Origin of the sequence: Ralstonia insidiosa (assembly GCF_008801405.1) — a bacterium.
GTDB classification, from domain to species: domain Bacteria; phylum Pseudomonadota; class Gammaproteobacteria; order Burkholderiales; family Burkholderiaceae; genus Ralstonia; species Ralstonia insidiosa.
In genome coordinates this window covers 573,308-598,937 of sequence record NZ_VZPV01000001.1, presented here as the reverse complement: position 1 = coordinate 598,937, position 25,630 = coordinate 573,308, and the positions used below count along the sequence as shown (strand labels likewise).

The following is a 25,630-nucleotide window of genomic DNA, read 5'->3' as shown; positions in this document are numbered from 1 at the left end:
GGTCGCACGATGAGCGCGAGAACGGGCGTCGGGGTGACTAGCAAGGGAAATGGCAACCCGCGTTTGGCAGCACTTCCAGGGGGGGCACCTAGGGGAAAACCGGCCTCCCCAATCCGATGTCTGCCGCGGACTGCAAAGACCGGTCCATAATGCAGGACAGACCAGACACCCCCTCCGCGAGATAGGCAGACGCTCACCGCTCTCACCAATCCAAAACCGGATGCGGTCTGCTTTCGGTCGCCAGAAAGTGGTCTGCTTCATCACCCGCTCCTGCGTCGTACCCTCTCATAAATAGGGCTCGCCGCGGAAGCGCGTCAGATTTGCGAAGGCAGGTTCACTCTCGATACCGCGTCCCAACGTTGCATTGAGACGGAGTTACCGTAGTCAACGCGGACAGAATTTTCAAGCCGAAAACTATGTCTGGAATTTCCGCGTCCGCCCGGGCGAATTGCATTGCGCACGCACGGCCCACCGTGTTCGCTCATGGCGCACCCTTCTTTACTTGCAGTCTGCACGATGAGTGATATACGAATACGAATACGCCTCGCGCCGCACGCTCCGCATCGTGCCGCCCTCACTTCGAGGCATAGTTGTCTGGGAGCCCCGAGGCTAGAATCAGATAACAGCGAGCGGCCGTACCATGGTCATCGGCATATACCAGTACAACTGTAAAACCTATCAAGAATGACGACCTTGCAAGACCTGAAACCAACGACGAAACAACTCGTCAAGGACATCACCGACAGGCTCGGCATCGCAATGTCGTCGCAGTACGACTGGTGTTTCGGCGATACCGGTGGCCCATATCTTGTCAACATTTGGCACGACAACATGCTCGAAGATGACGGTGAGATTTATTTCGTCAACCGAGCATCAGACTGGGCCGAGGAAAACATCGCGACAGCCCCCCAGGTGCAACTGAACCGTGCGGCGGCGATGTCCGCTCTCATTCAGACGGCCTACTACCGTAAGGAGCCTGTTCACGTCGCCATCCTCAGTGGTGTACGCAGAAGGGTTGGGTTCAGAGAAACCAGCGAAGCGCACCAAAGGGAGCTAGACCCAGTCCTCTGGTATCCCCATCACAAGGACGAAGACGGTCGTATTCACGTCATTAGAGGTAAGCCGCAACCGGAGGACTTCGACCCATCTAACGACGACCATCCGCGCCAGACAAAAATGCACAAGCCGTTGCCACCGCCGCCGAAGAAAGTGGAGGTGTCAGGCACAACGATTTTTGAACGCGACTCGGAAGTGGTAAAGACGGTGAAGCGCCGGGCGGTCAACGGATGCTGTGAGCTTTGCGGCAAGGAGGGCTTCCGAACCGCGAGCGGCGGGTTCTACCTTGAGGCCCATCACGTCATCCCACTGAACTGCGGGGGACTGGACGACGTTCGCAATGTGGTGGCCATCTGTGCTGATGACCATCGACGCGCGCATTTCGGTGAGGACCGCCACGCCGTCCGCGACAGGATGATTTGGGAAGTACTTGCCGCCCACTATCCCAACGACATCAAGCTTTTCGAGACGATGGACGAGAAGTCCCATGAGATAGAACGCAGCAACTCGGGACAACGCAAGCTGGAAGAGCACCGGGTAGATAGCTAACACCTTCATGTGCGCCTGGCACTTCGCTCCATCCAGCAGAGACCTGCCGCACCGCGGCCGATTCTCCGAATGAAGTGCCTGCCGCCTTTGCCAACTGACAACAGCTTGTAGCATTGTCATCCAGCTGGGCTCGGCGAGCTGGGTAGGGAGGTGAGAGCATCCTGCGAACTGCTTGGCTGGTCAAACTAGACCATGACGTAAACTCCCAGGGCTCCTACCTAGCCATCCACCGACAAGTCAAAACACCGCCGCATTTTTCGACTACCACTGCGGGATAGCGTTAAATTCACGCCCCCTCGCAGATAATTGATTAGAAATCCGTTATTCGATGTTTAAAGAACAGAAAGCAAAGAGCCAAGAGCCAGAAAACGCATCCGACACCACCCTTTCTGCATTCATCTGGAAAAACGCGGACGACCTGTGGGGCAATTTCAAGCACACTGACTTCGGAAAAATCATTCTACCGTTCACGCTGCTTCGTCGTTTGGAATGCGTTTTGGAACCGACGCGTCAGAAAGTGCGCGAAGCGGCGGACAAATTCAAGAACAAGAATATCCAGCTTGACCTGATTCTTCGCCAAACGGCTGGGTTGCCCTTCTATAACACCAGTCAATACTCATTAGGCACGCTCGGCGCAACGCGTACCAAGAGCAACTTGGAAGCCTACATCGCTGGCTTTTCCGACAACGCCCGCGTCGTGTTCGAGCAGTTCAATTTTTCCGACACGATTGCACGCCTCGCTCGCGCTGATGTGTTGTTCAAGATTTGCCAGAACTTTGCCGCCACCGAGTTGCACCCAAACGTCGTGCCCGACCGGGTGATGAGCAACATCTATGAGCACCTGATTCGTCGCTTCGGTGCCGAAGTGAACGAAGCTGCTGAAGACTTCATGACACCGCGCGACGTCGTTCACTTGGCGACCACGTTGCTGCTCGACCCAGACGACGCGCTGTTCAAGAACAATCCAGGTCTGATTCGCACCCTGTACGACCCGACTTGCGGAACCGGCGGCTTTCTCACCGATGCGATGAACTTCGTGGAAGGCTATCGCGACCGCAATAAAGTACCGCCAGTGCTGATTCCATACGGCCAGGAATTGGAACCGGAAACCCACGCCGTCGCGTTGGCGAACATGCTGCTGCGTCGCCTGGAATCTGAACCTGCACGCGACCTCTCTCTGAACATCAAGGGACCAGTCAGCACCTTATCCAAAGATGGCTACGCCGGGCAAAAATTCCATTACTGCCTGTCCAATCCTCCCTTTGGCAAAAAGTGGGAACAGGACCAGACATTCGTAGTGCGCGAGCATGAAGAAAAAGGCTTCTCCGGTCGCTTCGGGGCGGGACTGCCCAGCGTTGGCGATGGCTCGATGCTGTTCATTCAGCACCTAATAGACAAGCTTGAAGACCCGGCCAAAGGCGGTGGGCGCGCCGGCATCATCCTTTCCGGCAGCCCGTTGTTTACTGGCAATGCGGGGCAAGGTCCAACTGAAATCCGCCGCTGGCTGCTGGAACAGGATTACATCGAAGCCATCATTGCCCTACCTACCGACATCTTCTTCCGTACCGGCATCGGCACCTATCTGTGGCTGCTGACAAACAAAAAGTCGAAACAGCGCAAGGGCCAAGTACAGTTGATTGATGCCACCGCCATCCATTCGCCGATGCGCAAAAGCGAGGGCAACAAGCGTCGCCGCATTAGTGATGAGCAAATCCACGACATCGCCCGCCTGTATGCCGACTTCGAGCCGGCGGAAAACGTGCGCATCGTCGATTACCGCGATTTCGGCTATCGCCGCATCAAGGTGCAGCGCCCGCTGCGCCTGGTCATTTGCATCACCCTCGAAGCCATTGAGGCGTTCAGAACAAGCAAGCCTTTCGTCAAGCTCGACGAAAAGGAACAAACCGCGTGGCTGAAGTTCCTCGCCAAGCAGGACGACACCGCCCACCCCTATGAATGGCTGGACACACTGGTGGAATCGGCAAAGAAAGCGGGTGTCGGCAAGGTCGGCAATCCGCTGGTAGCCGCCCTGGAAACCGCCTTCGGCGTGCGCGAAGCAAACGCACCGCCGGTCCTGGATGGCGCCGGCAATCCAAAGCCTGACAAGGAACTGGACGATTTCGAGAACGTACCGCTGCAAATGCCCGTGGCCGATTACATGAAAGCAGAAGTGCTGCCACATGTGCCGGATGCCTGGGTAGATGAAGCCTATGTCGATGAGCGCGATGGTGGCGTTGGCAAGGTCGGTTATGAAATCAATTTCAATCGATATTTTTATAAGTACCAGCCGCCGCGTGACTTACACGAGATTGACACGGAACTTAAGGCAGTGGAGAAGGAAATCGCTGCACTGCTGGATGAGGTGGCAGAATGACAGCTCACAAGCGTCATGCGGCCATGAAGGATTCCGGTGTGGCATGGCTGGGGAAAATCCCAGCGCATTGGGATGTTGTGCAGAGCCGTCGTATGTTCGACCAGCGCAAGGAGAAAGCACGCCCTGGCGATGTGTTGCTTACAGCATCACAGAAGTACGGAATGATTCCGCAATCACTGTTCATGGAACTGGAAGGAAGGCGCGTCGTTGAAATCAACAAAGGTGCGGACAGCTTGATTCACGTCGAAGCAGGAGACTTCGTGATTAGCCTTCGTAGCTTTCAAGGTGGGTTGGAATTCAGCCGTACCGGGGGCTCAATAACTTTTCACTATGTTCCCATTCATGCAGTGAAATGGGTTCACGAGCCTTTCTTCGCTCATTTGTTCAAGAGCAGCACGTACATACAGGCATTGCGGGCTACCGCAAATCTCATTCGAGATGGCCAGGACATGCGTTTCACGCACTTTGCGCAGGTGCCGTTGCCGAAAATACCACTGGATGAACAAGTCGCCATCGCCGACCATCTTGACCTCGAAACCGCCCGCATCGATAAACTTATCGCGCGCAAGACCCGCTTCATCGAACTGCTGGTCGAAAAGCGCCAAGTTCTCATCACCCATGCTGTGACCAAGGGCTTGAACCCGAAGGCGAAGATGAAGGACTCCGGTGCGGAGTGGTTGGGAGAGGTACCAGAACATTGGACCGTGGGTGCATCTCGACGCTTCTTTGTTTTTAATCCATCGAAGCGGGAAATCGCAGATAGGGAAAAATCTGAGCAGGTTTCTTTCCTGCCGATGGAAGCGATTGGCGTAAATGGTGAACTTGACCTTTCCAACGTACGTCAGATTTCGGAAGTCGAAAGCGGGTACTCCTATTTCGCCAACGGCGACATCGTGGTCGCCAAAATCACGCCTTGCTTCGAGAACGGCAAGGGTGCTGTCATCAGAAATCTGGTAGGTGGTGTTGGTTTCGGCACAACCGAGCTAATCGTAATGCGTCCGTCGGAACAGATAAATGCCGCATATGCCGGATGGCTTTTTTCTTCTGTTGCACTCCGCGGCTACTCCGAAGGTTACATGCAAGGTTCTGCCGGCCAAAAGCGCGTTCAAGACGAATTTCTGAAAGAGCTGCATATTCCTGTTCCAACCTTGGATGAGCAGACCCAAATTTCGGTTTTTCTGGAAAATCGTACGTTTCGAATTGACACGTTGATTACCAAGACAGAGCATTCAATTGACCTGCTGCGCGAACACCGAACCGCTCTCATCACTGCTGCCGTCACTGGCAAAATCGACCTGCGAGACAACGCGTGAACGATACCGCCCACCGCGAAAAGGAATTCCAGAACTACATCATCAAGAAGCTGGTTGACCAGGGCTGGCAGGTAGGCGAAAGCCAGCACTACGACCGCGAATACGCTATCTACCCGCAGGATGTGCAAGCGTGGCTGCAAATTACTCAGCCCCAGAAATGGAAACGTCTGGCATCCCTAAATGGCGCAAAAGCGCTGGACACGGTGATGGCGCGCCTTGCCGATGCGCTGGAGCAAAACGGCACCGTGCAAGTGCTGCGCAAAGGCTACAAGATTGCGGGCGGCGGCGAACTGATTGCCAGTGAGCTGCAACCAGAAGATGTACGTGACCCGGCAAGTTGGGAGCGCTACAAGGCCAATATCCTACGCGTGGTGCCGGAACTGGTTTACAACGGTGTCAACGATAAGCACCGCATCGACCTGGTGTTCTTCGTCAATGGCATCGCCGTTGCAACTGTGGAAATCAAAACAGATTTTACTCAGGACATCAACGCAGCGGTGGAGCAATACAAGAATGACCGCAAGCCATTCGACAGGGCCACCGGCAGGCGTGAACCGCTACTAACGTTCAAGCGCGGCGCCGTGGTGCATTTCGCCCTGTCCGAAGCGGACATTCAAATGACCACCAAGCTGGATGGTGAAAACACCTTCTTTTTGCCATTCAATCAGGGTAACGCAGGCCATGCCGGGAATCCGGCACGCACGGACGGTGAGTATCCGGTGGCCTACTTCTGGGAGAAGATTTGCCAGAAGGATTCGTGGCTGCGTATCTTCCACAACTTTGTCTATGTGGACAAACGGCAGGTGGCCGACGCACAAGGCAACTGGTCTACGCGGGAGACGCTGATTTTTCCGCGCTTCCACCAATGGCGCGCAGTGAATCGGATAATTGACGACGCTAAGGTCAAAGGTGCAGGGCAAGCCTACTTGTGCGAACACAGCGCAGGTTCCGGAAAGACCAGCACGATTGCATGGACAGCGCATGATTTGGTCAGGCTGCGCCACGGCGACGGCACAGCAATTTTCAATTCAGTCATTGTCGTCACCGACCGTACTGTGCTCGACCAGCAGTTGCAAGATGCCATTCAGCAGATTGACCACCAGCAGGACATGATTGCGGCGATAGACCGCAAGCTACTCGGCGGGCGTTCCAAGAGCGACGTGCTGGCTGAGGAACTTGGACGAGGCACGCCGATTATCGTAGTCACCATCCAGACCTTCCCATTTGCGATGCAGGAAATCCTGACCAACGCGAATCTCAAGGATAAAAACTTTGCCGTCGTCATCGACGAGGCGCATACCAGTCAGACCGGTACGGCAGCTAGCAAGTTGCAGGCGTCGCTGGCCTTGGATGCAGCGTCGATGGAAAACCTCACCGTGGAAGAGCTGCTAGAGAAAATCCAGGTTTCCCGCGTGCGCCCGAAGAACGTGTCGCACTTTGCTTTCACCGCTACGCCCAAGCACTCGACCATGATGTTGTTCGGCACTCGCCCAGACCCGTCGCGTCCGCCGCACAAGAACGACAACATGCCGACCGCATTCGACCGCTATCCGATGAGACAGGCGATTGAAGAGGGGTTCATTCTAGATGTGTTGGAAGGCTACACGCCGTACAAGACGGCATTCAACATCGCCAAGTCGGACATGGATGAAAAGCGCGTGGACAGCAAGGCAGCCAAACGCGCGCTGGCGAAATGGATGAACCTGCACGCGACTAACGTGACGCAGAAGGCGGAATTCATCGTCGAGCATTTCGCGCACAACGTGGCTAGGCTACTGAACGGTTCAGCCAAAGCAATGGTGGTGACATCTTCGCGCGCCGCCGCCGTGCGTTACAAAAAGGCCTTTGATGCCTACATCACCGCACATCCACAACACAAGCATTTGCAAGCTTTGGTGGCGTTTTCCGGCAAGCTGACCGGCAAGGACATCAGGCATGCAACCGACGAGAGTCTCACGAACGACACATTTGTGGCGAACGACGATGAGGTGTTCACGGAAACCTCGCTCAATGTTGGCGCCCCAGGCAGTGATTTGCGCCTTGTGTTTGACCGCCCGGAATACCGAGTGATGATTGTCGCGGACAAGTTCCAGACCGGCTTCGACCAGCCCAAGCTGTGCGCGATGTATCTGGATAAGAAAATCGCCAACGACGTGGAAATCGTGCAAACGCTGTCGCGCTTAAACCGTACAGCAGCAGGCAAAGATACGACCTATGTGATTGATTTCGTCAACGAACCGAATGCGATTCTGACCGCGTTCGCCAAGTACGACGCTGGCGCGCAGATTACAGAGGTACAAGACCTGAACGTGGCGTACAAGCGCCAGGCTGAACTAGACAAAGCGGGCATCTACACTACCATGCACCTCGAGGCGTTCAAGGCTGCACGCTTCAAGACGGCAAAGGATTTGCAAGACCCAGACACGCGCAGTCAGCAACACAGGCAGCTGTACGCAGCTACGCAAATTCCGACCGACATCTTCAACGGCAAGGTCAAGAACCTGCGTGAAGCCATTGCAGCTTGTGAAGCAACTTTCACACAGGCGAAAAAGAACGGGTACGAAGATGCGGCGAAACAGGCTGATGCACAGCGCAACGAACTTGACCAAGAGCTGAAGGTGTTGCTGGACTTCAAAGGTGGGCTGGTGCGCTTCAGCCAGCTTTATGGATACATTGGGCAACTGATTGATTTGGGTGACCCCGAACTCGAGAACTTCGCCGCCTTCGCTAAATTACTGGCGAAGCGGTTGGATGGCGTACCTCCGGAACAAGTGGATGTTTCCAGTCTTGTACTGACTGGCTATGACATTAAGGTGCGGGAAACGCCGGATGACGAAACAGAAGATGTCGATTTGATTCTTCAACCGATTAGAGCAGGTGGTGGAGGGAAAGCCACCCCGCCAGACTACCTGAGCGAAATCATCGGCAAGCTGAACAAGTTGTTTGGTGAGGCTACGCCGTTAGCGGACCAAGCCGCGTTGGTCAATCAAGTAATTAAAATCGTCGGTGAAGACAGCACGACGATGGCGCAAATCCAGCAAAACTCGAAAGAAGATGTGTTGCGTGGCAACCTGCCCGGCGCCGTAGGAGGCGCAGTTGCCCGCGCATTGACTTCACACCAATCGTTGGCTGAGCTGCTTCTGCAACAAGACCGTCAAACCATGCGGCCTTTCATTGAACTGATTTACCAATTGGTGAAAGAAGGCAAAAGCATTGATTTGGGCGACACCAGGATATAACAGAGCTCCAGGTAATTTTAAATCAAAAAGAGAGCTATCCCGTGGCGGGGTGGACTAGAGAGAGGACGGTTTCTCGCCATGTTCCCCGGGGGATGCGCCCGCCAGGTTACGTCATCGTTCACGAGCTTGTCACACCATCGAGATGAACCCACCCAGGACTACTGGAATCTGATTGCCCCAGATAATGCCGGGGTGGCGGCGTGAACATGATGCGTTGGAGAAGGCGGTGTTTGGGATGCAATCCAGCTACGATATACAGCCGCGTCTTTGCCTGCAGATGAGGAGGAAGCAGCATCATCTAGCGGAGTGGATTGAACGGGCTATCACTTCTCTCGGAAAGCGTGGCTTGTCCAAGTCCTTGCGTTTAATAACCTCTCCAGTTCGTCAACTCGACAGCGAGATAATACGCGCGTCACACGGCAATGCCCTTTAGAACCAGAAGCTGACTGAGCTATTTCTGCGGGTCATGCCGAAGGTGGACCATCATATGTCGGACCTTGTACGGCAGGCCGGTGCCCGTGTGAACCGCGGACGTCGAAAAAGCTAATCCAGGCCTTCCGGCGTCCGCGCGGTCACATGCTATGCCTTGCTCCCCCTCCAGATGCTTCGCCCATTGGTCCAAGCGTCCCGTGGCATTGTCATAGTCTTGCAGGTAGATAAGGATGCCGCCAGCGTCTGCATCCTTACGAGCGACGCTATAGCGAGTGGTCAACTGCTGAAAACCTCCCCAGCAGTATGCGGGCCCACGGTCAATTTTTGCTTCCCCGAGCCAAATGAAATTCGGCTTGTGATGCACCTCGACCGTGATGTCTACGTGGCCGCTATGGTCCTTATCGTGACTTGCAGCGTAGCCGTATTGTCGCAAGCTCGACACTATAGAGTCCGTTATCTGGTCTTCCGTAGACTCAGTGAAATACTTCTTTCGCCCCTCTAGGTCGCCAATGATTTCGTCGAAATCCTCATACAAGAGTGACACGAACTCTTCGTAGGTTCCGGTCGTCATGCGACGAATCACTCGATTGCCGCCCGCAGCTAAGGTCATCAACCCCTCGTATGCCTTGAGGCTAACCTTCTGACCAGAATCACCGTCCGGCAACAGAAACCTGATTTCACTCATTGGACGAGATTTCCTTCGCCAATGAGGAGGGCACGAAGGTCGGAAAGACGCGTTCCTCGAAGTTGTCTATTCGCTCGCCAGTTTCGGGATGGAAGAGGCCGTCGTGGCGCGCAATGTTGAGGTCATCGACATTGAAATAGAAAGTTTCTTCGTTTTCGTCGATGAACTCGAATTCAGTGTCAAGCAGATGAAGGTCATGCCCAGTTAGATACTGAAGCGCTCGAGCAATGTCTTCCTTAGAAGCATCACTCTTGGTGGCAAGCCCGTACAGTTGACCGAAAGTAAGGCGCTTGAGAACGCCTTCCGCTAATTGCTCGACAATCGCAACGCAGAGCGTGGCGGCAGGGCTCTTGTCCCACACCGCCTGAACCCGCTGGATTGCTTCGGTTCTGTTCATATCAAGGCTAAACATGCCCAAGGAGAGTCTGCACCGCAGCTTCGAAGTCTTTTTCGTTGACGCACCCGCTAACGGAAGCCACCTCAAGTCGTTGCGAAGGCTTCGCTAGCTCTCTGAACGAACCGGGCAGCGACAACTCTACAGGATGCTTCCCGACCGACGGAGGGAAACGTACCGAAAGACGATATGGGACTATCTCTGCAAGATTTTTTAGACCCACCTTACCAGCCTTATGGTACAGCTCCTCGCGCAAGTCTGAAGACTTGCCACGCATCTTCTCGACCTTGACAGAATCCGTCGGGGTTTCAAACCCGAGTTCGCTCACCCGCCCAAGGCCGGAAGTCCGATAGATGCTACCGATAGCCTTGAATAGGTTCACCCGGCCTCCAATGAGCGACGAGCCGTCAGCGCCCGAGAAATCCGCATGGAACGACTTGAGTAGGCTTTTGATGCAAATCTCCGCGTAGTCCGCGTTGGTGAGCGTTGGGAGGTCCATTCTCATTTGCACGGAGCCATCGGGATGGACAATGACGCTGTCCATGCATTGCTTGAACTTCAGCTTGACTGCGATGAACTCGTCGTAGTCTTGAAATGCCTCTTGAACAGCGGCATTCACTTCGTCACGCTTGTACTTGTCCCGTTCCTCGACGTATCGCCCAGACAGATAGAAGAGCGCGACCCTCTTATTGGCTGACACCAACCGCCCTACAAGCGTCGGCATCTGCGGAACATGGTCTTTGGCTTGCGCTTCAGGCACCAGCGCCGGGAAGTGCTTTTGTGCAGCGCTTTCCGACGGCTGGGCGTTGACGGCTCTATCGTAAAGTGATTTTTCATGCTCGTGCGGATGAAAGAACGTCACCACACGGTCGGCGGCCAACAGCTGCTGTACGTAGAATTGACGAAGCTTCTCGACGACTTTTAGCAAATCGGCGTCGTTGGTGTACCGCTCAAAAATGGCGACAATGAACGGGGCCCACGTGCGCGTGATGGGAAGCCCATTGGCCGACGCAAAGTCAGCCATCCGCCCCCACTTGGTGATTTGCCGCAAATCCCCGACGAGTCTCTCAATCTGCTCTTTTAGTTTTGCCATCCCCTGTCCCCCGGATTCTTGTACTCTTTTCGCCGTCGTTGCGACTACGCGCCAGTATACCTTCCAAAACGAATTGTCCTGTCTCCGGTCGAGCGACAAGCGGCGCGTGCCGGGGCTCATCTACCTACGGAAATGGCGGCACTTGCGCCCTTGGTCGTGAAGGTGAAAAGCCCCTGCGGAAGGTTACTCTTATAACTGACTTTCTCGCTGAACCGCTCGGGTCGCATCTCTGCCCCGTCGTGAGGCCATTTTACCCAGCCTTATCAGATGCCCCCCAGTAAGCATCGTCGTTTTATTGCAATTTAACATACGACGTCTACGACATAAGGTGCGCTCATCAAACTCCACACGCTTCGTTAATGCACCTCGCCTCCGCCCAATGGCATATGCCAGCACTTGGGCTATTAAGAAAAAGGACCCATAAGTTTTTCAACTTATGGGTCCCGGATTCTCAGGTTATGCGTCTATCTACACGACACTCAAACATCAATATTCCGCGCCACCAACGCATTGCTCTCAATAAAGTTCCGACGCGGTTCCACGTCATCGCCCATCAGCGTGGTAAAGATCTGGTCCGCGGCAATGGCGTCTTCAATCTGCACGCGCAGCAAGCGGCGCTGGGTGACGTCCATGGTGGTTTCCCACAGCTGCTCGGGGTTCATTTCGCCCAGGCCCTTGTAGCGCTGGCGGCTCACGCCGCGCTCGGCCTCACTCAGCAGCCACGTCATGGCGGCGTGGAAGTCGGCAACGTTCTGCTCGCGCACCTTGTCGCCCGTGCCGCGGCGCACCTTGGCGCCTTCGCCAATCAGGCCCTGGAAGGTGGCGGCGGTGCCCGACAGCGCGGCGTAGTCGGCGCCGGCCACAAAATCGGCGTCGATGTGGCTGAGGCGCTGGTTGCCGTGCTGGCGGCGCACGACCATCACGCGGTACTTCTCGCTCTTCTCGTCGTACTGCATGAAGGCGTCTGCGGTGGCGCCGCCGTTGGCGCTGCTGGCGTTGCCTTGCATTTCCAGCAGGCGGGCCTTGAGCGTGCGGGCGGATGCCTCGGCGGCGGCTTCGCTGCTGAGGTCCAGCACCACGCCTTCGGCAATGGCGCGCAGGGCGTCGGCGTCAATCACGCGGGATAGGCGCTCGATCACGCCGCGGCTCAGCTGGTACTGGCGAGCGAGTTCGGCCAGGGCGTCGCCGGCGATCTCGGTGCCATCGGCACGCACCAGCACGGCGGTGTCCAGCGCCTGGCGCACCAGGTAGGCGGCCATCTCGACGTCGTCTTTGATGTAGCGCTCTTCCTTGCCGTGCTTGATCTTGTAGAGCGGCGGCTGGGCGATGTACACGTGGCCGCGCTCGATGATCTCGGGCATCTGGCGGTAGAAGAACGTGAGCAGCAGCGTGCGGATGTGCGAGCCGTCCACGTCAGCATCGGTCATGATGATGATGCGGTGGTAGCGCAGCTTGTCGAGGTTGTAGTCGTCCTTGCCAATGCCGGTGCCAAGCGCGGTGATGAGCGTGAGCACTTCCTGGCTGGAGAGCATCTTGTCAAAGCGCGCGCGCTCGACGTTCAGGATCTTGCCCTTGAGCGGCAGGATCGCCTGGAACTTGCGGTCGCGGCCCTGCTTGGCGGAGCCACCTGCGGAGTCACCCTCGACGATGAAGAGTTCAGACAGCGCGGGGTCTTTCTCCTGGCAGTCGGCCAGCTTGCCGGGCAGGCCCATGCCGTCGAGCACGCCCTTGCGGCGCGTCATTTCGCGGGCCTTGCGGGCGGCTTCACGCGCGCGGGCAGCTTCCACGATCTTGCCGCAGATGATCTTGGCGTCCACCGGCGTTTCCAGCAGGAAGTCGGTCAGCGCCTTGGCCACGACTTCTTCCACCGGCAAGCGCACTTCTGACGAGACCAGCTTGTCCTTGGTCTGCGAGCTGAACTTGGGCTCCGGCACCTTCACCGACAGCACGCAGGTCAGGCCTTCGCGCATGTCGTCGCCCGAGGTGTCGACCTTGGCCTTCTTGGCGATCTCGTTGTCGGTGATGTACTTGTTGATGACGCGCGTCATCGCGGCGCGCAGGCCCGTGAGGTGGGTGCCGCCGTCGCGCTGCGGGATGTTGTTGGTGAAGCAGAGCACCTGCTCGTTGTAGGCGTCGTTCCACTGCATCGACACTTCCACGGCCACGCCGTCTTTCTCGCCGGCGGCAAAGAAGATGGTCGGGTGCAGCACGGTCTTGTTCTTGTTGATGTACTCAACAAAGCCCTTCACGCCGCCCGAGAAGGCGAAGTCTTCTTCCTTGCCGGTGCGCTGATCCGTCAGGCGGATGTGCACGCCGTTGTTCAGGAACGAGAGCTCGCGAATGCGCTTGGAGAGGATCTCGTAGTGGTACTCGACGTTGGTGAAGATTTCTTCGTCGGCCAGGAAGTGCACTTCGGTGCCGCGCTTGTCCGTCGTGCCCGTCACGTGCAGCGGAGACACCTCCACCATCGTGCCGTCCGGCGCTTGCACCGTTTCGATCAGGCGGTTTTGCGGAACGCCCTGTGCAAACTCGATGTGGTGCACCTTGCCATTCTGGCGGACCGTCACCTTCATCCACTTCGACAAGCCGTTCACGCACGACACACCCACGCCGTGCAGGCCGCCCGACACCTTGTAGCTGTTCTGGTTGAACTTGCCACCGGCGTGCAGCTCGGTCATGGCGATCTCGGTCGCGCTGCGCTTGGGCTCGTGCTTGTCGTCAAACTTGATGCCGGTCGGGATACCACGGCCGTTGTCGATCACGGAGATGGAGTTGTCCGTGTGGATGGTGACCTGGATCTCGGTGCAATGCCCGGCCAGCGCCTCATCGATGGAGTTGTCCAACACCTCGAACACGAGGTGGTGCAGGCCGGTGCCATCCGAGGTATCGCCGATGTACATGCCCGGCCGCTTGCGTACCGCCTCCAGGCCTTCCAGGATCTGGATCGAGGCGGCGTCGTAGCTGTTGGAGCTGCTGGCCTCGGCGGGGGTGGATTGCGGTTTCTGCTCTTCGGTCATGTCGTTCTGCTCGCAGCCATGGGCACGGAAATGGTTGTCTCAGCGCACACAGCGGGGTTGCTTAAAAACGGCGAAGGGGCGGATCTTTCCGATCCAGCCCCTCGTCTTGCTATCGATAGTGCTTATCTGGCAAATGCGTGTCAGATGCGCATCGGCATGACGACGTACTTGAAGGTGTCGTCGTCGGGCAGGGTGATGAGCGCGCTCGAGTTGGAGTCGCCCAGGCTCACCTGCACCTTTTCGGCCTTGAGGTTGGCCAGCACGTCCAGCAGGTAGGTGACGTTGAAACCGATATCCAGCGCGTCGCCCTGGTAGTCGATTTCGAGTTCTTCCTGCGCCTCTTCCTGGTCAGCGTTGGTGGAGCTGATCTTGAGGACGTTGGTGTCGAGCATGCAGCGCACGCCCTTGAACTTGTCGGTCGTCAGGATGGCCGTACGTTGCAGTGCGCTTTGCAGGAACGTGCGGTCGATCGTGAAGCTGTTGCGGTAACCCTTCGGGATCACGCGCTGGAAATCCGGGAACTTGCCTTCGACCAGCTTGGAGATCAGCTCGATATTGCCGAAGGTGAACTTGACCTGGTTCGACGCCAGTTGCACCGAGACGGGATCGTCCACGTCTTCCAGCAGGCGTTGCAGTTCGAGAATGGTCTTGCGCGGGATGATGACTTCGTGGCGGCCAGCGCCAGCGGGTTGCTCGCCCGTTTCCACGCCGCAGTAGGCCAGTCGGTGGCCATCGGTGGCGACGGCCATGACTTGCTTGCCGTCCACCACCAGCAGCATGCCGTTGAGGTAGTAGCGGATGTCCTGCTGGGCCATCGCAAAGTGCACCATCGCCAGCAGGTGCTTGAGCGTCTTCTGCGGCAGGGTGATGCGCGCGCCAAAGTCGGTGGCCTCGGCCACGGTCGGGAATTCTTCGGCGGCCAGCGTCTGCAGCGCAAAGCGGCTCTTGCCGGATTGCACCGTCATGCGCTTGTCGTTGAGCGTCAGCGCCACTTCGCCGTCAGGCATGGCACGCAGGATGTCGACCAGCTTGCGGGCGGCCACGGTGGTGGCAATGTCGCCGGCGCCGGCGCCGCAATCGGCGTGCGTGGTGATCTGGATTTCGATGTCGGTGGACAGGAAGGAAACCCGTTCACCCTTCTTGGTGATGAGCAGATTGGCCAGGATGGGCAGCGTGTGACGGCGTTCCACGATGCCGCTCACGATTTGCAGCGGACGCAGCAGGTTGTCTCGCGAGGTTTTGACCAATTGCATGAAGGCGATCCTTGCAGTGTATGCAGTTTGGGGTGACACCGCGCGCGCCCCTCATGGCCTGTGCCTGCAGGAGCATTCGCGATTAACCCCAAAGTTGTTGTAAATCAAGGGGTTAATCACAAATTATACCGCAAAGAAGGGGGCGCTGGATAGCGTCGCGCGCGCGGCAAATATGTCTATTGTGCATGAAAAGACGCCCGCGTTCGAGCGGGCGTTTGCATGCGGCAAATTCTGGGCAGATGGCGCTGCCATGCGCCTTGGTGGCACGCGGCAGCGCGATGCGCCATCAACCCTTGAGCGTTTGCTCCAGCACGTGCAGCTCGTGGTTGAGCTGGGCGTCCTTGGTGCGCTCGTCGGCAATCTTGCGCACGGCGTGCAGCACGGTGGTGTGATCGCGTCCGCCAAAGAGTTCGCCAATTTCCGGCAGGCTCTTCTGCGTCAGCTCCTTGGCCAGATACATGGCGATCTGGCGCGGGCGCGCGATGTTGGCCGGCCGCTTCTTGGAGTACATGTCCGCGACCTTGATGTTGTAGAAATCCGCGCAGGTCTTCTGGATGTTCTCCACCGAGATCTGGCGGTTCTGCACGGTCAGCAGATCCTTCAACGCCTCGCGCGTGACCTCGATCGTAATCTCTTTGCCGTGGAAGTTGGAGTACGCCAGGATCTTGCGCAGCGCGCCCTCCAGCTCACGCACGTTCGAACGCAGATGCTTGGCGACGAAGAAAGCGACCTCTTCCGGCACGGTCACGTTCTCGGCCTGCGCCTTCTTCATCAGAATGGCGACGCGCATTTCCAGCTCGGGCGGCTCGATGGCCACCGTCAACCCGGAGTCGAACCGCGAGATCAGGCGGTCATCAATCCCGGTGATCTCTTTCGGATACGTATCGCTGGTGATGATGACCTGCGCGCGGTTGGCGATCAGCGCCTCGAACGCGTAGAAGAATTCTTCCTGCGTGCGGTTCTTGCCCGAGAAGAACTGGATGTCATCGATCAGCAGCAGATCGAGCGAGTGGTAGTAGCGCTTGAAGTCGTCAAACGCCTTGCGCTGGTAAGCCTTCACTACGTCAGAAACGTACTGTTCTGCGTGGATGTAGCGGATGCGCGCGCGCGGATTCTCCATCAGCATGAAGTTGCCGATGGCATGGATCAAGTGCGTCTTACCGAGGCCCACGCCGCCGTACAGGTACAGCGGGTTGTACGACTTGCCCGGGTTGTTGGCGACCTGGATGGCCGCGGCGCGCGCCAGCTGGTTGGCCTTACCGGTGACGAAGTTGTCGAACGTGAGGATCTGGTTCAGGCGCGAGCGCTCGTGCACGGTGTCGTCCACGGGCGCCTGCGGCGGCGTTGCCAGGCCCGTGACCATGGCAGGTGCCTGCGGCGGCATGCGGTATGACTGGGCACTCACCTCGGCGGCGTCCATCACGGGCACGTCGATCTCGGCCACAGCATGGCTGGCCGTGGCGAGCGCATTTTCGCGGTACATCGCGGGGGCCGGACGCATGGCTGCAGCATCCAGTGCGGCGCTGCTTGCGGCCGGCATGGCGGCTGGCGCTGCCTGCCTCGGCTGAATCGATTGCGCGGCCATCGGCTGCATCGGCGCCGGAGCAAACGCCGGCTGCTGGGCCGCCTGGCGCTGGCCGGCGGCCGGGTCGAGCACGAACTGCACGTCGACCTGCATCTCCCAGTAGTCACACGCGAGCGACTGGATGCGGCCGGAGAACTGGCTCTTGACCCAGTCGAGCTTGAAGCGGTTAGGCGCGGCAATCCGCAGCGTGCACGCCTGCTCGTCAAATGACAGCGGCGTGAGCGGCTTGATCCACGTCTTGAATTGTTGCGGCGTCAGCTCACTCTCAAGTTGAGCGGATGCCGCATGCCAGAAATCCTGCATCGTTATCGTTAGTTGTTTGACCGGCGCCACACGCGTCTGTCGACGTCCCCGGGCGGGGCCGGCCGCCGGGCCTCTGGCACAAGCCAGAAACCGGGTGGCATTCGTTATTGGAACGGGATTGTACCCCCGGCCGAAAGTTATCCACAAAGGATAAGTCTGTGGATAACCTGTGGAACTGCTGTGAGTAGCAGTGGACAACTACTTTTGACACCCGCCCACAAACCCAATGCTGGCAAGGCTTTCACCGAAACGACCCAGGCCGCACAAGGCGTTGGGGACAACTTGCTGGCGGGTGGATTTCTCGTATGGCGCACACGTTATCCCCAATCTGCCAGACTTGACAGATTCAGCAAACATCGTTTAAATGGCGGGTTCTGCGATGCGCGGCAGGGGAGCGCACGCTTGTTCGCGTCAGACGCGGCGCCGGATTCGTCCAGCGCGCCTGATCCGGCTAAGGCCCGATACCGTCGGTGCCCGTGAACAACACAGCGCACGGCGGTCTGCGTGGGCGATTTCTCCTAATGAATCGACACCAGGCTTTGCGGGGCGACCCTAGGCCCGGCGCGTGCGGCAGCGTCCGCACCACCAATTAACAAGAGAGTGCATCATGAAGCGTACCTACCAACCTTCCGTTACCCGTCGCAAGCGCACCCACGGTTTCCGTGTCCGCATGAAGACCCGTGGTGGCCGTGCCGTGCTGAACGCACGCCGCGCCAAGGGCCGTAAGCGCCTGGCCATCTAAGACTGCCGCGCCCCGGGTGGCGGCCCCTGGCCGTTGCCCATGGCTTTGCCGCAGTCTTACCCCCAGCCGGCGATGGGCTTGCACGCCTACCCCAAAGCCGCAAGGCTGACGAAAACGGATGAGTTCTCATCCGTTTTTGCTTTGCGGCCCGTCCGGCGCAGTCGTCACTTTGTGCTGTATGTGCGCGCCAATGGGCATCCCCAGGCGCGCCTGGGCGTGGTGATCGGCAAGAAGTTTGCCAAGCGCGCCGTCGAGCGCAATCTCATCAAGCGCCAGTGCCGCGAGCTGTTCCGCCTGCGGCAGCCGTCTCTGGGCGGCCGCGACGTGCTGATCCGCCTGCACGCCAAGTTTCCACGCCAGGACGTGCCCACCGTGGCCGCCTTCAAGCGCATCTGCCACGAAGAGCTGTCGCACCTCTTTGAGATTGCGACACGGCCGCTGCCTGCACCGCCCGCCCCACCCGCTGCCTCCCAGCCTGCTGCCGGGAGCACGTCATGACGCGCGTGCTGTTGTTTCTGCTGCGCATCTATAAAGTGGCGTTCAGCCCCTTCGTGGGCGCGCAATGCCGCTTCCTGCCGACCTGTTCCGACTACGCGCGCGACGCCGTCATCACGCACGGGCCGGGCTATGGCAGTTATCTTGCGGCAAAACGTCTATGCCGCTGCCATCCGTTCGCACAAGGCGGGTATGATCCTGTGCCGCCCGCCGCTGGCGACGCTGTGCCCCGCTCCTCCGATTCCGCATCGACCGACGCGACCGCAGCCGACACGCAGGCTGTGCGGCCGTCGATTCACCTTCCCAGACCGTAATCCGACATGGATATCAAACGCACCATTCTCTGGGTGATCTTCTCGCTGGCGGTTGTCCTGCTGTTCGACAACTGGCAACGCGCGAATGGCCACCAGTCGATGTTCTTCCCGACGCCGCAGACGGCCACGACTGCCGCACCGGGCAGCACGCCCGCAGGCGACGTGCCCAAGAGCGCCGCCGCAACGGCCGCCGCGGGTTCGCAGGCCGCTCCGGCCACGGGCGCAGCCTCGCAGGCACCGGCTTCGGAAAAGATCGTCATCACGACCGACGTGGTGCGCGCCACCATCGACACGGCCGGCGCGATCGTCACCAAGCTGGAGCTGTTGGACCAGAAGGACCACGATGGCAACCCGATGGTGCTGTTCGACCGCAGCATCGAGCGCACCTATCTGGCGCGCTCGGGCATCATCGGCGGCGATTTCCCGAACCACACGACGGTGTTTGCGGCTTCGGCCGGCCCGCGTGACCTGGGCACGGGCAATGATGTCTCCATCACGCTGACGGCCGACAAGGGCGGCGCCAAGCTGGTCAAGACGTACGTCTTCAAGCGCGGCAGCTACGTGATCGACACGCGCTTTGACGTGACCAACGACGGCACGGCGCCGATCAACCCGACGCTGTACATGGAACTGGCCCGCGACGGCGGCGCGATTGAGCAATCGCGCTTCTACAGCACGTTCACCGGCCCGGCCGTGTACACCGACGGCGACAAGTTCCACAAGATCACCTTCTCCGACATCGACAAGGGCAAGGCACACGTACCGGCCCCGACCGACAGCGGCTGGGTGGCGATGGTGCAGCACTACTTTGCCTCGGCCTGGATTCCGGCTGACAACGTCAAGCGCGAGTACTACGTCGACCGCGTCGACACCAACTTCTACCGCATCGGCATTCAGGAGCCGCTGGGCACGGTGGCGCCGGGCGCCAGCGTCTCGGCCACGGCACGCCTGTTCGCCGGCCCGCAGCAAGCGCGCATGCTCGAGGCCATCACCCCGGGCCTGGATCTGGTGAAGGACTATGGCTGGCTGACCATCGTCGCCAAGCCGCTGTTCTGGCTGCTGGAGAAGATTCACGGGCTGCTGGGCAACTGGGGCTGGTCGATCGTCGCGCTCACGGTGCTGATCAAGCTGGTGTTCTTCCCGCTGTCGGCCACGAGCTACCGTTCGATGGCCAAGATGAAGGACCTGCAGCCGCGCATGACGTCCATCCGCGAACGCCACAAGGGCGATCCGCAGAAGATGAACCAGGAGATGATGACGCTGTACCGCACCGAGAAGGTCAACCCGCTCGGCGGCTGCCTGCCGATCGTGATCCAGATTCCGGTGTTCATGGCGTTGTACTGGGCGCTGCTGTCGTCGGTCGAAATGCGCGGCGCGCCGTGGCTGGGCTGGGTGCACGATCTGTCGGCACCGGACCCGTTCTACATCCTGCCGGTGCTGATGGCCGTGTCGATGTTCGTGCAGACCAAGCTGAACCCGACCCCGCCGGACCCGGTGCAGGCCAAGGTGATGATGTTCATGCCGATCGCGTTCTCGGTGATGTTCTTCTTCTTCCCGGCTGGCTTGGTGCTGTACTGGGTGGTGAACAACTGCTTGTCGATCGCGCAGCAATGGTCGATCAACCGCATGCTGGGCACCAACAAGGGCGCCGCGCCTGCCAAGTAAGGCGATCGCGTTCCAGCAAAAAGGGCACCCTCGGGTGCCCTTTTTTCATGCCTGTCTCACCCGCTTCAAGCCGGTGTGTGGCAGACCGCCTCGATGTTATGGCCGTCCGGATCGCGTACAAACGCACCGTAGTAGTTCGGGTGATAGTGTTCGCGCAGGCCGGGCTTGCCGTTGTCGGTGCCGCCCGCCGCCATTGCCGCAGCGTAGAACGCGTCCACCTCGGCACGCGACTCCACGCGAAACGCCACGTGCAGCGGCGGCTTGTTCGGCCCCTGCCCGGCCGTCGCGGCGGAAATCCAGAACTCCGCCTTGCCCGGCGGACCGAAGCCGGCCACATCGGTGTGACCCGTCACGGCGGCAGGAAACTCCAGCACCTTGGCCAGGCCAATGGCGCCCAGTGCCTGTTCGTAAAACCGCTTGCTGGCCTCGAAGTCGCTGACGACGACGCCGGTGTGATCGATCATCCGAATCTCCCTGGTTGGAAACTGGCGCGCAACTGCGCGGCTGCCGCACAATACCGCCCATGACTGCTGCTGACCACCCCACGACCTTGCCGAACACTGCCGACGCCCCGCGCGCACCCATCCGCACCATTCCCATCGCGGCGATTGCCACTGCGCCTGGGCGGGGCGGCATTGGGGTCGTGCGCGTGTCGGGGCCTGACGTGCGCGCCGTCATGCAGGCCGTCTGCGGCCGGCTGCTGGCGCCACGCCAGGCAACCTACCTGCCCTTCCTTGACGCCGACGGCGGCGCCATCGACCGCGGCATCGCGCTGTGGTTTCCGGCGCCGCATTCGTACACCGGTGAAGACGTGCTCGAACTGCAGGGCCACGGCGGCCCGGTGGTGATGCAGCTGCTGCTGCAGCGCTGCCTGGCTGCCGGCCGCGAGATCGGCCTGCGCGTGGCCGAACCCGGCGAGTTCACACGCCGCGCCTTCCTGAACGACAAGATGGACCTGGCGCAGGCTGAAGCCGTTGCCGACCTGATCGAGGCGAGCACCGAAGCCGCTGCGCGCTCGGCGGCGCGCTCGCTCGACGGTGCGTTCTCGCAGGCGGTGCACGCGCTGGTCGAACGCGTGATCCATCTGCGCATGCTGGTGGAAGCGACGCTGGATTTTCCGGAAGAGGAAATCGACTTTCTGGAAGCGTCCGATGCGCGCGGCCAGCTCGCCGGGATTCGCACAGCGGTTGACGGTGTGCTGGCGCAGGCGCGACAGGGTGCGCTCCTGCGCGAAGGCCTGCACGTGGTGCTGGCCGGGCAGCCGAACGTGGGCAAATCCTCGCTGCTCAATGCATTGGCCGGCGCGGAGCTTGCCATCGTCACGCCCATCGCCGGTACCACGCGCGACAAGGTGCAGCAGACCATCCAGATTGAAGGCATCCCGCTGAACATTGTCGACACGGCCGGCCTGCGCGACACCGAAGACGAGGTGGAGCGCATCGGCATCGAGCGCACCTGGGCAGCCATCGCGCGTGCGGATGTGGTGCTGCACCTGCTGGACGCAGCGGACTATCGCGCCAACGGCCTCTCGGCTGAAGATGCCGCCATCGACGCACGTATTGCCAGTCACGTACCGGCGGGCGTGCCCACGCTGCGCGTGATCAACAAGATTGACCTGACGAGTGTGGGCGTCGCGGGCCGCGTGGATGCCGTGCCGCCAGAGGTCTGGCTCTCAGCGCGCGATGGCGTGGGCGTTGAACTGCTGCGCGCGGCATTGCTGGAGATTGCCGGCTGGCAGGGCGGCGGCGAGGGCCTGTACCTGGCGCGTGAGCGCCATCTCGCCGCCTTGCGCGCGACCAAGGAGCATTTGGCCTTGGCGGCCGAACATGCGGATCAGCAGGCGCAATCGCTCGATCTGTTTGCGGAAGAGCTACGGCTCGCGCAGGAGGCGTTGAACAGCATCACGGGAGCGTTTTCCAGTGATGATCTGCTGGGGGTGATCTTTAGTCGGTTCTGTATCGGCAAGTAATCAGGCGCCCAGGGGCGCCCAAGGTTGCCGAGACGTCCCAATCATCCACATGACCATGATTGAGACTGCTGATGCCGTGAGACCCTGCATCAAAGGCACGCCTTCGCATAGCGGAATCACACGGCACAGTTGAACGTCGGCCGTTGCCTACGCGGCCTCCTCACTGACAACGATAAACTCGCTGGCTGCCTGGCGTTGAATGGCGGCCATGATTGCGAACTCTGGCTCGCTGTAGGGCTCGTTGGCGACCACGCCGGTGGCGTGCTTGGCCTTTGCCCCGAGAGGGTAGAAGACGAACAGCGCGCTGTGCGACACATCCGGCTCAGCACGCAGGCGCTTGTTGAGGATCTTCAAGTACTTTTTCTTGGTGACCTTCTTTGCAGCCATGTTGCCCTCCAACTGGTGATGGTGTCGGTCAGCATACCAGCCTTGATTTCGCGGGTGACGATCCATGATTGACCGGGGGAGCCCCCGGCTTTGTTGGACACCCAGCGCCACCGAGCCGGCACAACGGGTTCACCGGGTGCTTACAATCAGAAGAATCAGTACGTCGATGTTGGAAGCAGCCTTGGCCACGCCCCATATCGGCGACGTCAATGTCGTCATCGCGAGCAACGGCGCCTCGATGACCGTGCAGCAACAGGAGAACCCGATGATCAAAGTCAGTGTCATGTACCCGTACGCCGCAGGCGCGCGATTCGATCATGCGTACTACCGCGAGCGGCATATGCCCATGATGAAAAAGCTGCTCGGCGCTGCGTGTCTGTACTACACGATCGACAAGGGCATCGCAGGGAGTGCTCCGGGCGCAGACCCTGTTTACGTGGCCAAGTGCGACTTCATCTGTCCTTCTATCGAAGCGTTCCTGGCAGCTCGCGCCCCGCACGCGCAGGAGATCCAGGCGGACATCGCCAATTACACGGATATCCAACCCGTGCTGCAAGTCAGTGAGGTGGTTGTGGAGCGTTCGGAAGCCTGAAAACAGTTCAGGTAAGCCATCCGCAGCGCAGCACCAGGTTCTGTATCGACGTAGCGAACGGCCCGCCGAAACGTAGGACCGCCCGCCGAGGGCATCCCCCTCACCCCCCAACCTGAACCACCACCTTGCCGAAGTGCCGGCCCGACTGCAGGTAGTCATACGCGGCCGGCACCTCATCAAAACCGAAGACGCGATCGACTACTGGGCAGATCTGCTGCACGTCCACCAGCCGCACCACCTCGTCGAGCACCGAGCGGCTGCCGACGATCACGCCATGCAGGTGCTTGGCCACGTCGAACAGGCTGCGCAGACCGAAATCCACGCCTGCGAAGCCACTCAGCAAGCCCGTGATGGAGACGACGCCGCCCAGCCGGGTAGCCGCAATCGAGCGCGCCATGGTGTCGTATCCGCCCACCTCCACCACCACGTCAGCGCCCGCGCCACCGGTCAGTCGCAACACTTCGTGCTGCCACTCGGGCACGGCGCGGTAGTTGATGGTTGCATCCGCGCCGAGCTGCCGTGCGCGTGCCAGTTTCTCGTCGCTGGATGAGGTGATGATGGTGCGCAGCCCCGCCGCCTTCGCCAGCTGCAGCGCCCAGATCGAGACGCCGCCCGTCCCCAGCAGCAGCGCCGTCGCCCCCGGCTTGACCACGGTATTCGCGAACAGCGCATTCCAGGCCGTGATGCCCGCGCAGGAGATCGTGGCCGCCTCCTCAAAGCTTAGGTGCGCCGGGATCGCCGTCAGCGTGGATTCGTCGGCGACAAACTGCTCGGCCAGCACACCATCGAATGTCGCACCGGGCGATTCGGCAATCTTCCAAAGTGCGATTTCGCCGTCGATCCAGTTCGGGAAATAGGTGTTGATCACGCGATCCCCTGGTTTGAACCGGGTCACATGCGCCCCCACTGCAACCACCTCGCCTGCGCCATCGCTCAGTGCAATGCGCGGTGTGCCATCAATGCCCGGGTAGTCGCCGCGCGCGGCCATCCAGTCGCGGTAGTTCAGGGAGGCCGCCCGCATGCTCACGAGCACCTCGGTGGGCCCTGGCTCTCGTGCGTCCGTGTCGATCTGCTGCAATCCTGCAATGCCGTGTCCCGGCCTGACTTGCCATGCTTTCATGTGAATTCCTCGTTCCAATGAAGCACCGATCTTATTGTTTCCACACGAGACGCATTGACTCCATTTGGTAGACTCACCGTCGCCTATCAGGCGCCATTTGATCAACCGAAACGGAGCAGGTTTGGATGGATGATCGGCTCAGCGGCGTGGCCGAATTTGTGAACGTGGTCGAGTCGGGCAGCTTTGCGGCGGCGGCCGCGCAGTTGGGGGTCACGCGCTCGGCGGTGGCCAAGGTCATCGCCCGGCTGGAGCAACGCCTGAACACGCGGCTGCTGCAGCGAACGACGCGCAGCCTGAACCTGACCGGCGAAGGCGCGCTCTACTACGAGCAATGCAAGCGCGTGCTGACCGAGTTGAGCGAAACCGAAGCCGCCTTGCTCGCCAGCCGGCAGGAGCCGACCGGACGGTTGCGAATGACCGTACCGGTGCTGTTCGGCAGGCACTGCGTTGCGCCAGTCATGCGCCGCTTGATCGAGCGCCACCCGCAGTTGGAAGTCGAGATCGCGTTCAGCGATGGCATGGCGGACCTGGTGGAAGACCGCTTCGACATCGCCGTACGCATGGGCCCGCTGCCGAACCACGCCACGCTGGTCAGCCGACAGTTGGGCTTCAACCGGATGGCGCTCTGCGCGTCGCCGGCCTATCTCGACAAACATGGCCGCCCAACAACGCTGCGCGATCTGGACGCGCACACCTGCATCGTCTATGCCCGTGGTGCCCACCATACGCCGTGGCGCCTTCCCGGGCCGGATGGTGAGCTGCAAACCTATCCGCCCGCATCGCGCCTGCGCCTGGACGACCTACTCTCCATCGCTGACGCCGCAGCCGCGGGAACTGGCCTGGCGTGGCTGCCCTGCTGGCTCATTTCGTCATACTTGAACGCTGGCCAGCTCACGGTCGTCATGGGCCACGAGGGCGTGCTCGATACAGAGATCAACGTACTGTGGCTGAAGACCCGACACATGCCGCTCAAAGTGCGCGTGGCCATCGATGCCCTCGTCGATGAAGTACCTCACATACTGGCCCAAGCCTGAGAGGCCGAACCCATTCACC

20 protein-coding genes are annotated in these 25,630 nt (G+C 59.6%); 11 read left to right on the top strand and 9 right to left on the bottom strand.

All coding sequences use genetic code 11. The annotated features are described in order from the left end of the window. The first annotated feature begins 684 nt into the window (after positions 1-684). From F7R11_RS02840 to F7R11_RS02825, 4 genes are all read left to right on the top strand, one after another. Complete coding sequence (locus F7R11_RS02840) at positions 685-1,605, top strand: HNH endonuclease signature motif containing protein (RefSeq protein WP_064801031.1); 921 nt, start codon at positions 685-687, stop codon at positions 1,603-1,605. Between the two features lie 328 nt (positions 1,606-1,933). Then, positions 1,934-3,979, top strand: a complete 2,046-nt coding sequence (locus F7R11_RS02835) for a type I restriction-modification system subunit M (RefSeq protein ID WP_064801029.1) — start codon at positions 1,934-1,936, stop codon at positions 3,977-3,979. After that, a complete protein-coding gene (locus tag F7R11_RS02830) occupies positions 3,976-5,292 on the top strand; it encodes a restriction endonuclease subunit S (protein ID WP_064801027.1) in 1,317 nt (438 codons plus the stop codon). The genes F7R11_RS02835 and F7R11_RS02830 overlap by 4 nt, the downstream gene beginning before the upstream one ends. Further along, the gene (locus F7R11_RS02825) at positions 5,289-8,531 is read left to right on the top strand and encodes a type I restriction endonuclease subunit R (protein WP_064801025.1); all 3,243 of its coding nucleotides are present in this window, start codon (positions 5,289-5,291) and stop codon (positions 8,529-8,531) included. Before F7R11_RS02830 ends, F7R11_RS02825 begins: the two co-directional genes overlap by 4 nt. 451 nt (positions 8,532-8,982) lie before the next feature. Here the strand turns inward: F7R11_RS02825 and F7R11_RS02820 are convergent, their stop codons facing one another. The 6 genes from F7R11_RS02820 to dnaA all read right to left on the bottom strand — a co-directional run bounded on the left by F7R11_RS02820 (position 8,983) and on the right by dnaA (position 17,293). Then, on the bottom strand, positions 8,983-9,648 hold the full coding sequence (locus F7R11_RS02820; protein ID WP_064801023.1) for a hypothetical protein: 666 nt from the start codon (positions 9,646-9,648) through the stop codon (positions 8,983-8,985). Beyond that, positions 9,641-10,045 (bottom strand): hypothetical protein, encoded by a 405-nt coding sequence (locus F7R11_RS02815; protein ID WP_151180501.1) that lies wholly within the window; start codon positions 10,043-10,045, stop codon positions 9,641-9,643. Before F7R11_RS02815 ends, F7R11_RS02820 begins: the two co-directional genes overlap by 8 nt. 7 nt (positions 10,046-10,052) lie before the next feature. Beyond that, positions 10,053-11,135, bottom strand: a complete 1,083-nt coding sequence (locus F7R11_RS02810) for a hypothetical protein (RefSeq protein ID WP_064801019.1) — start codon at positions 11,133-11,135, stop codon at positions 10,053-10,055. Between the two features lie 479 nt (positions 11,136-11,614). Next, a complete protein-coding gene (gyrB, locus tag F7R11_RS02805) occupies positions 11,615-14,152 on the bottom strand; it encodes a DNA topoisomerase (ATP-hydrolyzing) subunit B (protein ID WP_021196878.1) in 2,538 nt (845 codons plus the stop codon). A 140-nt stretch (positions 14,153-14,292) separates the two neighbouring features. Beyond that, positions 14,293-15,405: a DNA polymerase III subunit beta gene (gene dnaN, locus F7R11_RS02800; protein ID WP_021196879.1), complete on the bottom strand. Its 1,113-nt coding sequence runs from the start codon at positions 15,403-15,405 to the stop codon at positions 14,293-14,295. A gap of 286 nt (positions 15,406-15,691) precedes the next feature. Next, positions 15,692-17,293, bottom strand: a complete 1,602-nt coding sequence (gene dnaA, locus F7R11_RS02795; protein WP_021196880.1) for a chromosomal replication initiator protein DnaA — start codon at positions 17,291-17,293, stop codon at positions 15,692-15,694. Between the two features lie 607 nt (positions 17,294-17,900). Between dnaA and rpmH the strand changes: the two genes are divergently transcribed. The 4 genes from rpmH to yidC all read left to right on the top strand — a co-directional run bounded on the left by rpmH (position 17,901) and on the right by yidC (position 20,509). Then, complete coding sequence (gene rpmH, locus F7R11_RS02790; RefSeq protein WP_003262958.1) at positions 17,901-18,035, top strand: 50S ribosomal protein L34; 135 nt, start codon at positions 17,901-17,903, stop codon at positions 18,033-18,035. 72 nt (positions 18,036-18,107) lie between these two features. Continuing rightward, positions 18,108-18,533 (top strand): ribonuclease P protein component, encoded by a 426-nt coding sequence (gene rnpA, locus F7R11_RS02785; RefSeq protein ID WP_064806092.1) that lies wholly within the window; start codon positions 18,108-18,110, stop codon positions 18,531-18,533. Further along, positions 18,530-18,844, top strand: a complete 315-nt coding sequence (gene yidD / locus F7R11_RS02780; protein WP_064806090.1) for a membrane protein insertion efficiency factor YidD — start codon at positions 18,530-18,532, stop codon at positions 18,842-18,844. The genes rnpA and yidD overlap by 4 nt, the downstream gene beginning before the upstream one ends. A 6-nt stretch (positions 18,845-18,850) precedes the next feature. Further along, a complete protein-coding gene (yidC, locus tag F7R11_RS02775) occupies positions 18,851-20,509 on the top strand; it encodes a membrane protein insertase YidC (RefSeq protein ID WP_064806088.1) in 1,659 nt (552 codons plus the stop codon). 65 nt (positions 20,510-20,574) lie between these two features. Here the strand turns inward: yidC and F7R11_RS02770 are convergent, their stop codons facing one another. Beyond that, complete coding sequence (locus F7R11_RS02770; RefSeq protein WP_064806085.1) at positions 20,575-20,973, bottom strand: VOC family protein; 399 nt, start codon at positions 20,971-20,973, stop codon at positions 20,575-20,577. A gap of 59 nt (positions 20,974-21,032) precedes the next feature. Between F7R11_RS02770 and mnmE the strand changes: the two genes are divergently transcribed. After that, positions 21,033-22,478, top strand: coding sequence for a tRNA uridine-5-carboxymethylaminomethyl(34) synthesis GTPase MnmE (gene mnmE, locus F7R11_RS02765; protein WP_064806083.1), 1,446 nt, complete (start codon positions 21,033-21,035; stop codon positions 22,476-22,478). 147 nt (positions 22,479-22,625) lie between these two features. On the opposite strand, the gene F7R11_RS02760 is transcribed toward mnmE, so the two are convergent. Beyond that, positions 22,626-22,865, bottom strand: coding sequence for a hypothetical protein (locus tag F7R11_RS02760; protein ID WP_064806081.1), 240 nt, complete (start codon positions 22,863-22,865; stop codon positions 22,626-22,628). A 265-nt stretch (positions 22,866-23,130) separates the two neighbouring features. Here F7R11_RS02760 and F7R11_RS02755 point away from each other — a divergent pair, with 265 nt between their 5' ends. After that, the gene (locus F7R11_RS02755) at positions 23,131-23,457 is read left to right on the top strand and encodes an EthD family reductase (RefSeq protein WP_064806527.1); all 327 of its coding nucleotides are present in this window, start codon (positions 23,131-23,133) and stop codon (positions 23,455-23,457) included. Between the two features lie 100 nt (positions 23,458-23,557). Here F7R11_RS02755 and F7R11_RS02750 read toward each other — a convergent pair whose 3' ends face one another. Beyond that, positions 23,558-24,577: a zinc-dependent alcohol dehydrogenase family protein gene (locus F7R11_RS02750; protein WP_064806079.1), complete on the bottom strand. Its 1,020-nt coding sequence runs from the start codon at positions 24,575-24,577 to the stop codon at positions 23,558-23,560. A gap of 125 nt (positions 24,578-24,702) precedes the next feature. Here F7R11_RS02750 and F7R11_RS02745 point away from each other — a divergent pair, with 125 nt between their 5' ends. Then, a complete protein-coding gene (locus F7R11_RS02745) occupies positions 24,703-25,611 on the top strand; it encodes a LysR family transcriptional regulator (protein WP_064806077.1) in 909 nt (302 codons plus the stop codon). Positions 25,612-25,630: the final 19 nt, after the last annotated feature.

What these genes read in the sequence shown, in the direction of transcription:
- F7R11_RS02840 (WP_064801031.1), top strand. Translation starts at nt 685, where the DNA reads ATGACGACCTTGCAAGACCTGAAACCAACGACGAAACAACTCGTCAAG.
- F7R11_RS02835 (WP_064801029.1), top strand. Translation starts at nt 1,934, where the DNA reads ATGTTTAAAGAACAGAAAGCAAAGAGCCAAGAGCCAGAAAACGCATCC.
- F7R11_RS02830 (WP_064801027.1), top strand. Translation starts at nt 3,976, where the DNA reads ATGACAGCTCACAAGCGTCATGCGGCCATGAAGGATTCCGGTGTGGCA.
- F7R11_RS02820 (WP_064801023.1), bottom strand. Translation starts at nt 9,648, where the DNA reads ATGAGTGAAATCAGGTTTCTGTTGCCGGACGGTGATTCTGGTCAGAAG.
- F7R11_RS02815 (WP_151180501.1), bottom strand. Translation starts at nt 10,045, where the DNA reads ATGAACAGAACCGAAGCAATCCAGCGGGTTCAGGCGGTGTGGGACAAG.
- F7R11_RS02810 (WP_064801019.1), bottom strand. Translation starts at nt 11,135, where the DNA reads ATGGCAAAACTAAAAGAGCAGATTGAGAGACTCGTCGGGGATTTGCGG.
- gyrB (WP_021196878.1), bottom strand. Translation starts at nt 14,152, where the DNA reads ATGACCGAAGAGCAGAAACCGCAATCCACCCCCGCCGAGGCCAGCAGC.
- dnaN (WP_021196879.1), bottom strand. Translation starts at nt 15,405, where the DNA reads ATGCAATTGGTCAAAACCTCGCGAGACAACCTGCTGCGTCCGCTGCAA.
- dnaA (WP_021196880.1), bottom strand. Translation starts at nt 17,293, where the DNA reads ATGCAGGATTTCTGGCATGCGGCATCCGCTCAACTTGAGAGTGAGCTG.
- rpmH (WP_003262958.1), top strand. Translation starts at nt 17,901, where the DNA reads ATGAAGCGTACCTACCAACCTTCCGTTACCCGTCGCAAGCGCACCCAC.
- rnpA (WP_064806092.1), top strand. Translation starts at nt 18,108, where the DNA reads ATGGGCTTGCACGCCTACCCCAAAGCCGCAAGGCTGACGAAAACGGAT.
- yidD (WP_064806090.1), top strand. Translation starts at nt 18,530, where the DNA reads ATGACGCGCGTGCTGTTGTTTCTGCTGCGCATCTATAAAGTGGCGTTC.
- yidC (WP_064806088.1), top strand. Translation starts at nt 18,851, where the DNA reads ATGGATATCAAACGCACCATTCTCTGGGTGATCTTCTCGCTGGCGGTT.
- F7R11_RS02770 (WP_064806085.1), bottom strand. Translation starts at nt 20,973, where the DNA reads ATGATCGATCACACCGGCGTCGTCGTCAGCGACTTCGAGGCCAGCAAG.
- mnmE (WP_064806083.1), top strand. Translation starts at nt 21,033, where the DNA reads ATGACTGCTGCTGACCACCCCACGACCTTGCCGAACACTGCCGACGCC.
- F7R11_RS02760 (WP_064806081.1), bottom strand. Translation starts at nt 22,865, where the DNA reads ATGGCTGCAAAGAAGGTCACCAAGAAAAAGTACTTGAAGATCCTCAAC.
- F7R11_RS02755 (WP_064806527.1), top strand. Translation starts at nt 23,131, where the DNA reads ATGATCAAAGTCAGTGTCATGTACCCGTACGCCGCAGGCGCGCGATTC.
- F7R11_RS02750 (WP_064806079.1), bottom strand. Translation starts at nt 24,577, where the DNA reads ATGAAAGCATGGCAAGTCAGGCCGGGACACGGCATTGCAGGATTGCAG.
- F7R11_RS02745 (WP_064806077.1), top strand. Translation starts at nt 24,703, where the DNA reads ATGGATGATCGGCTCAGCGGCGTGGCCGAATTTGTGAACGTGGTCGAG.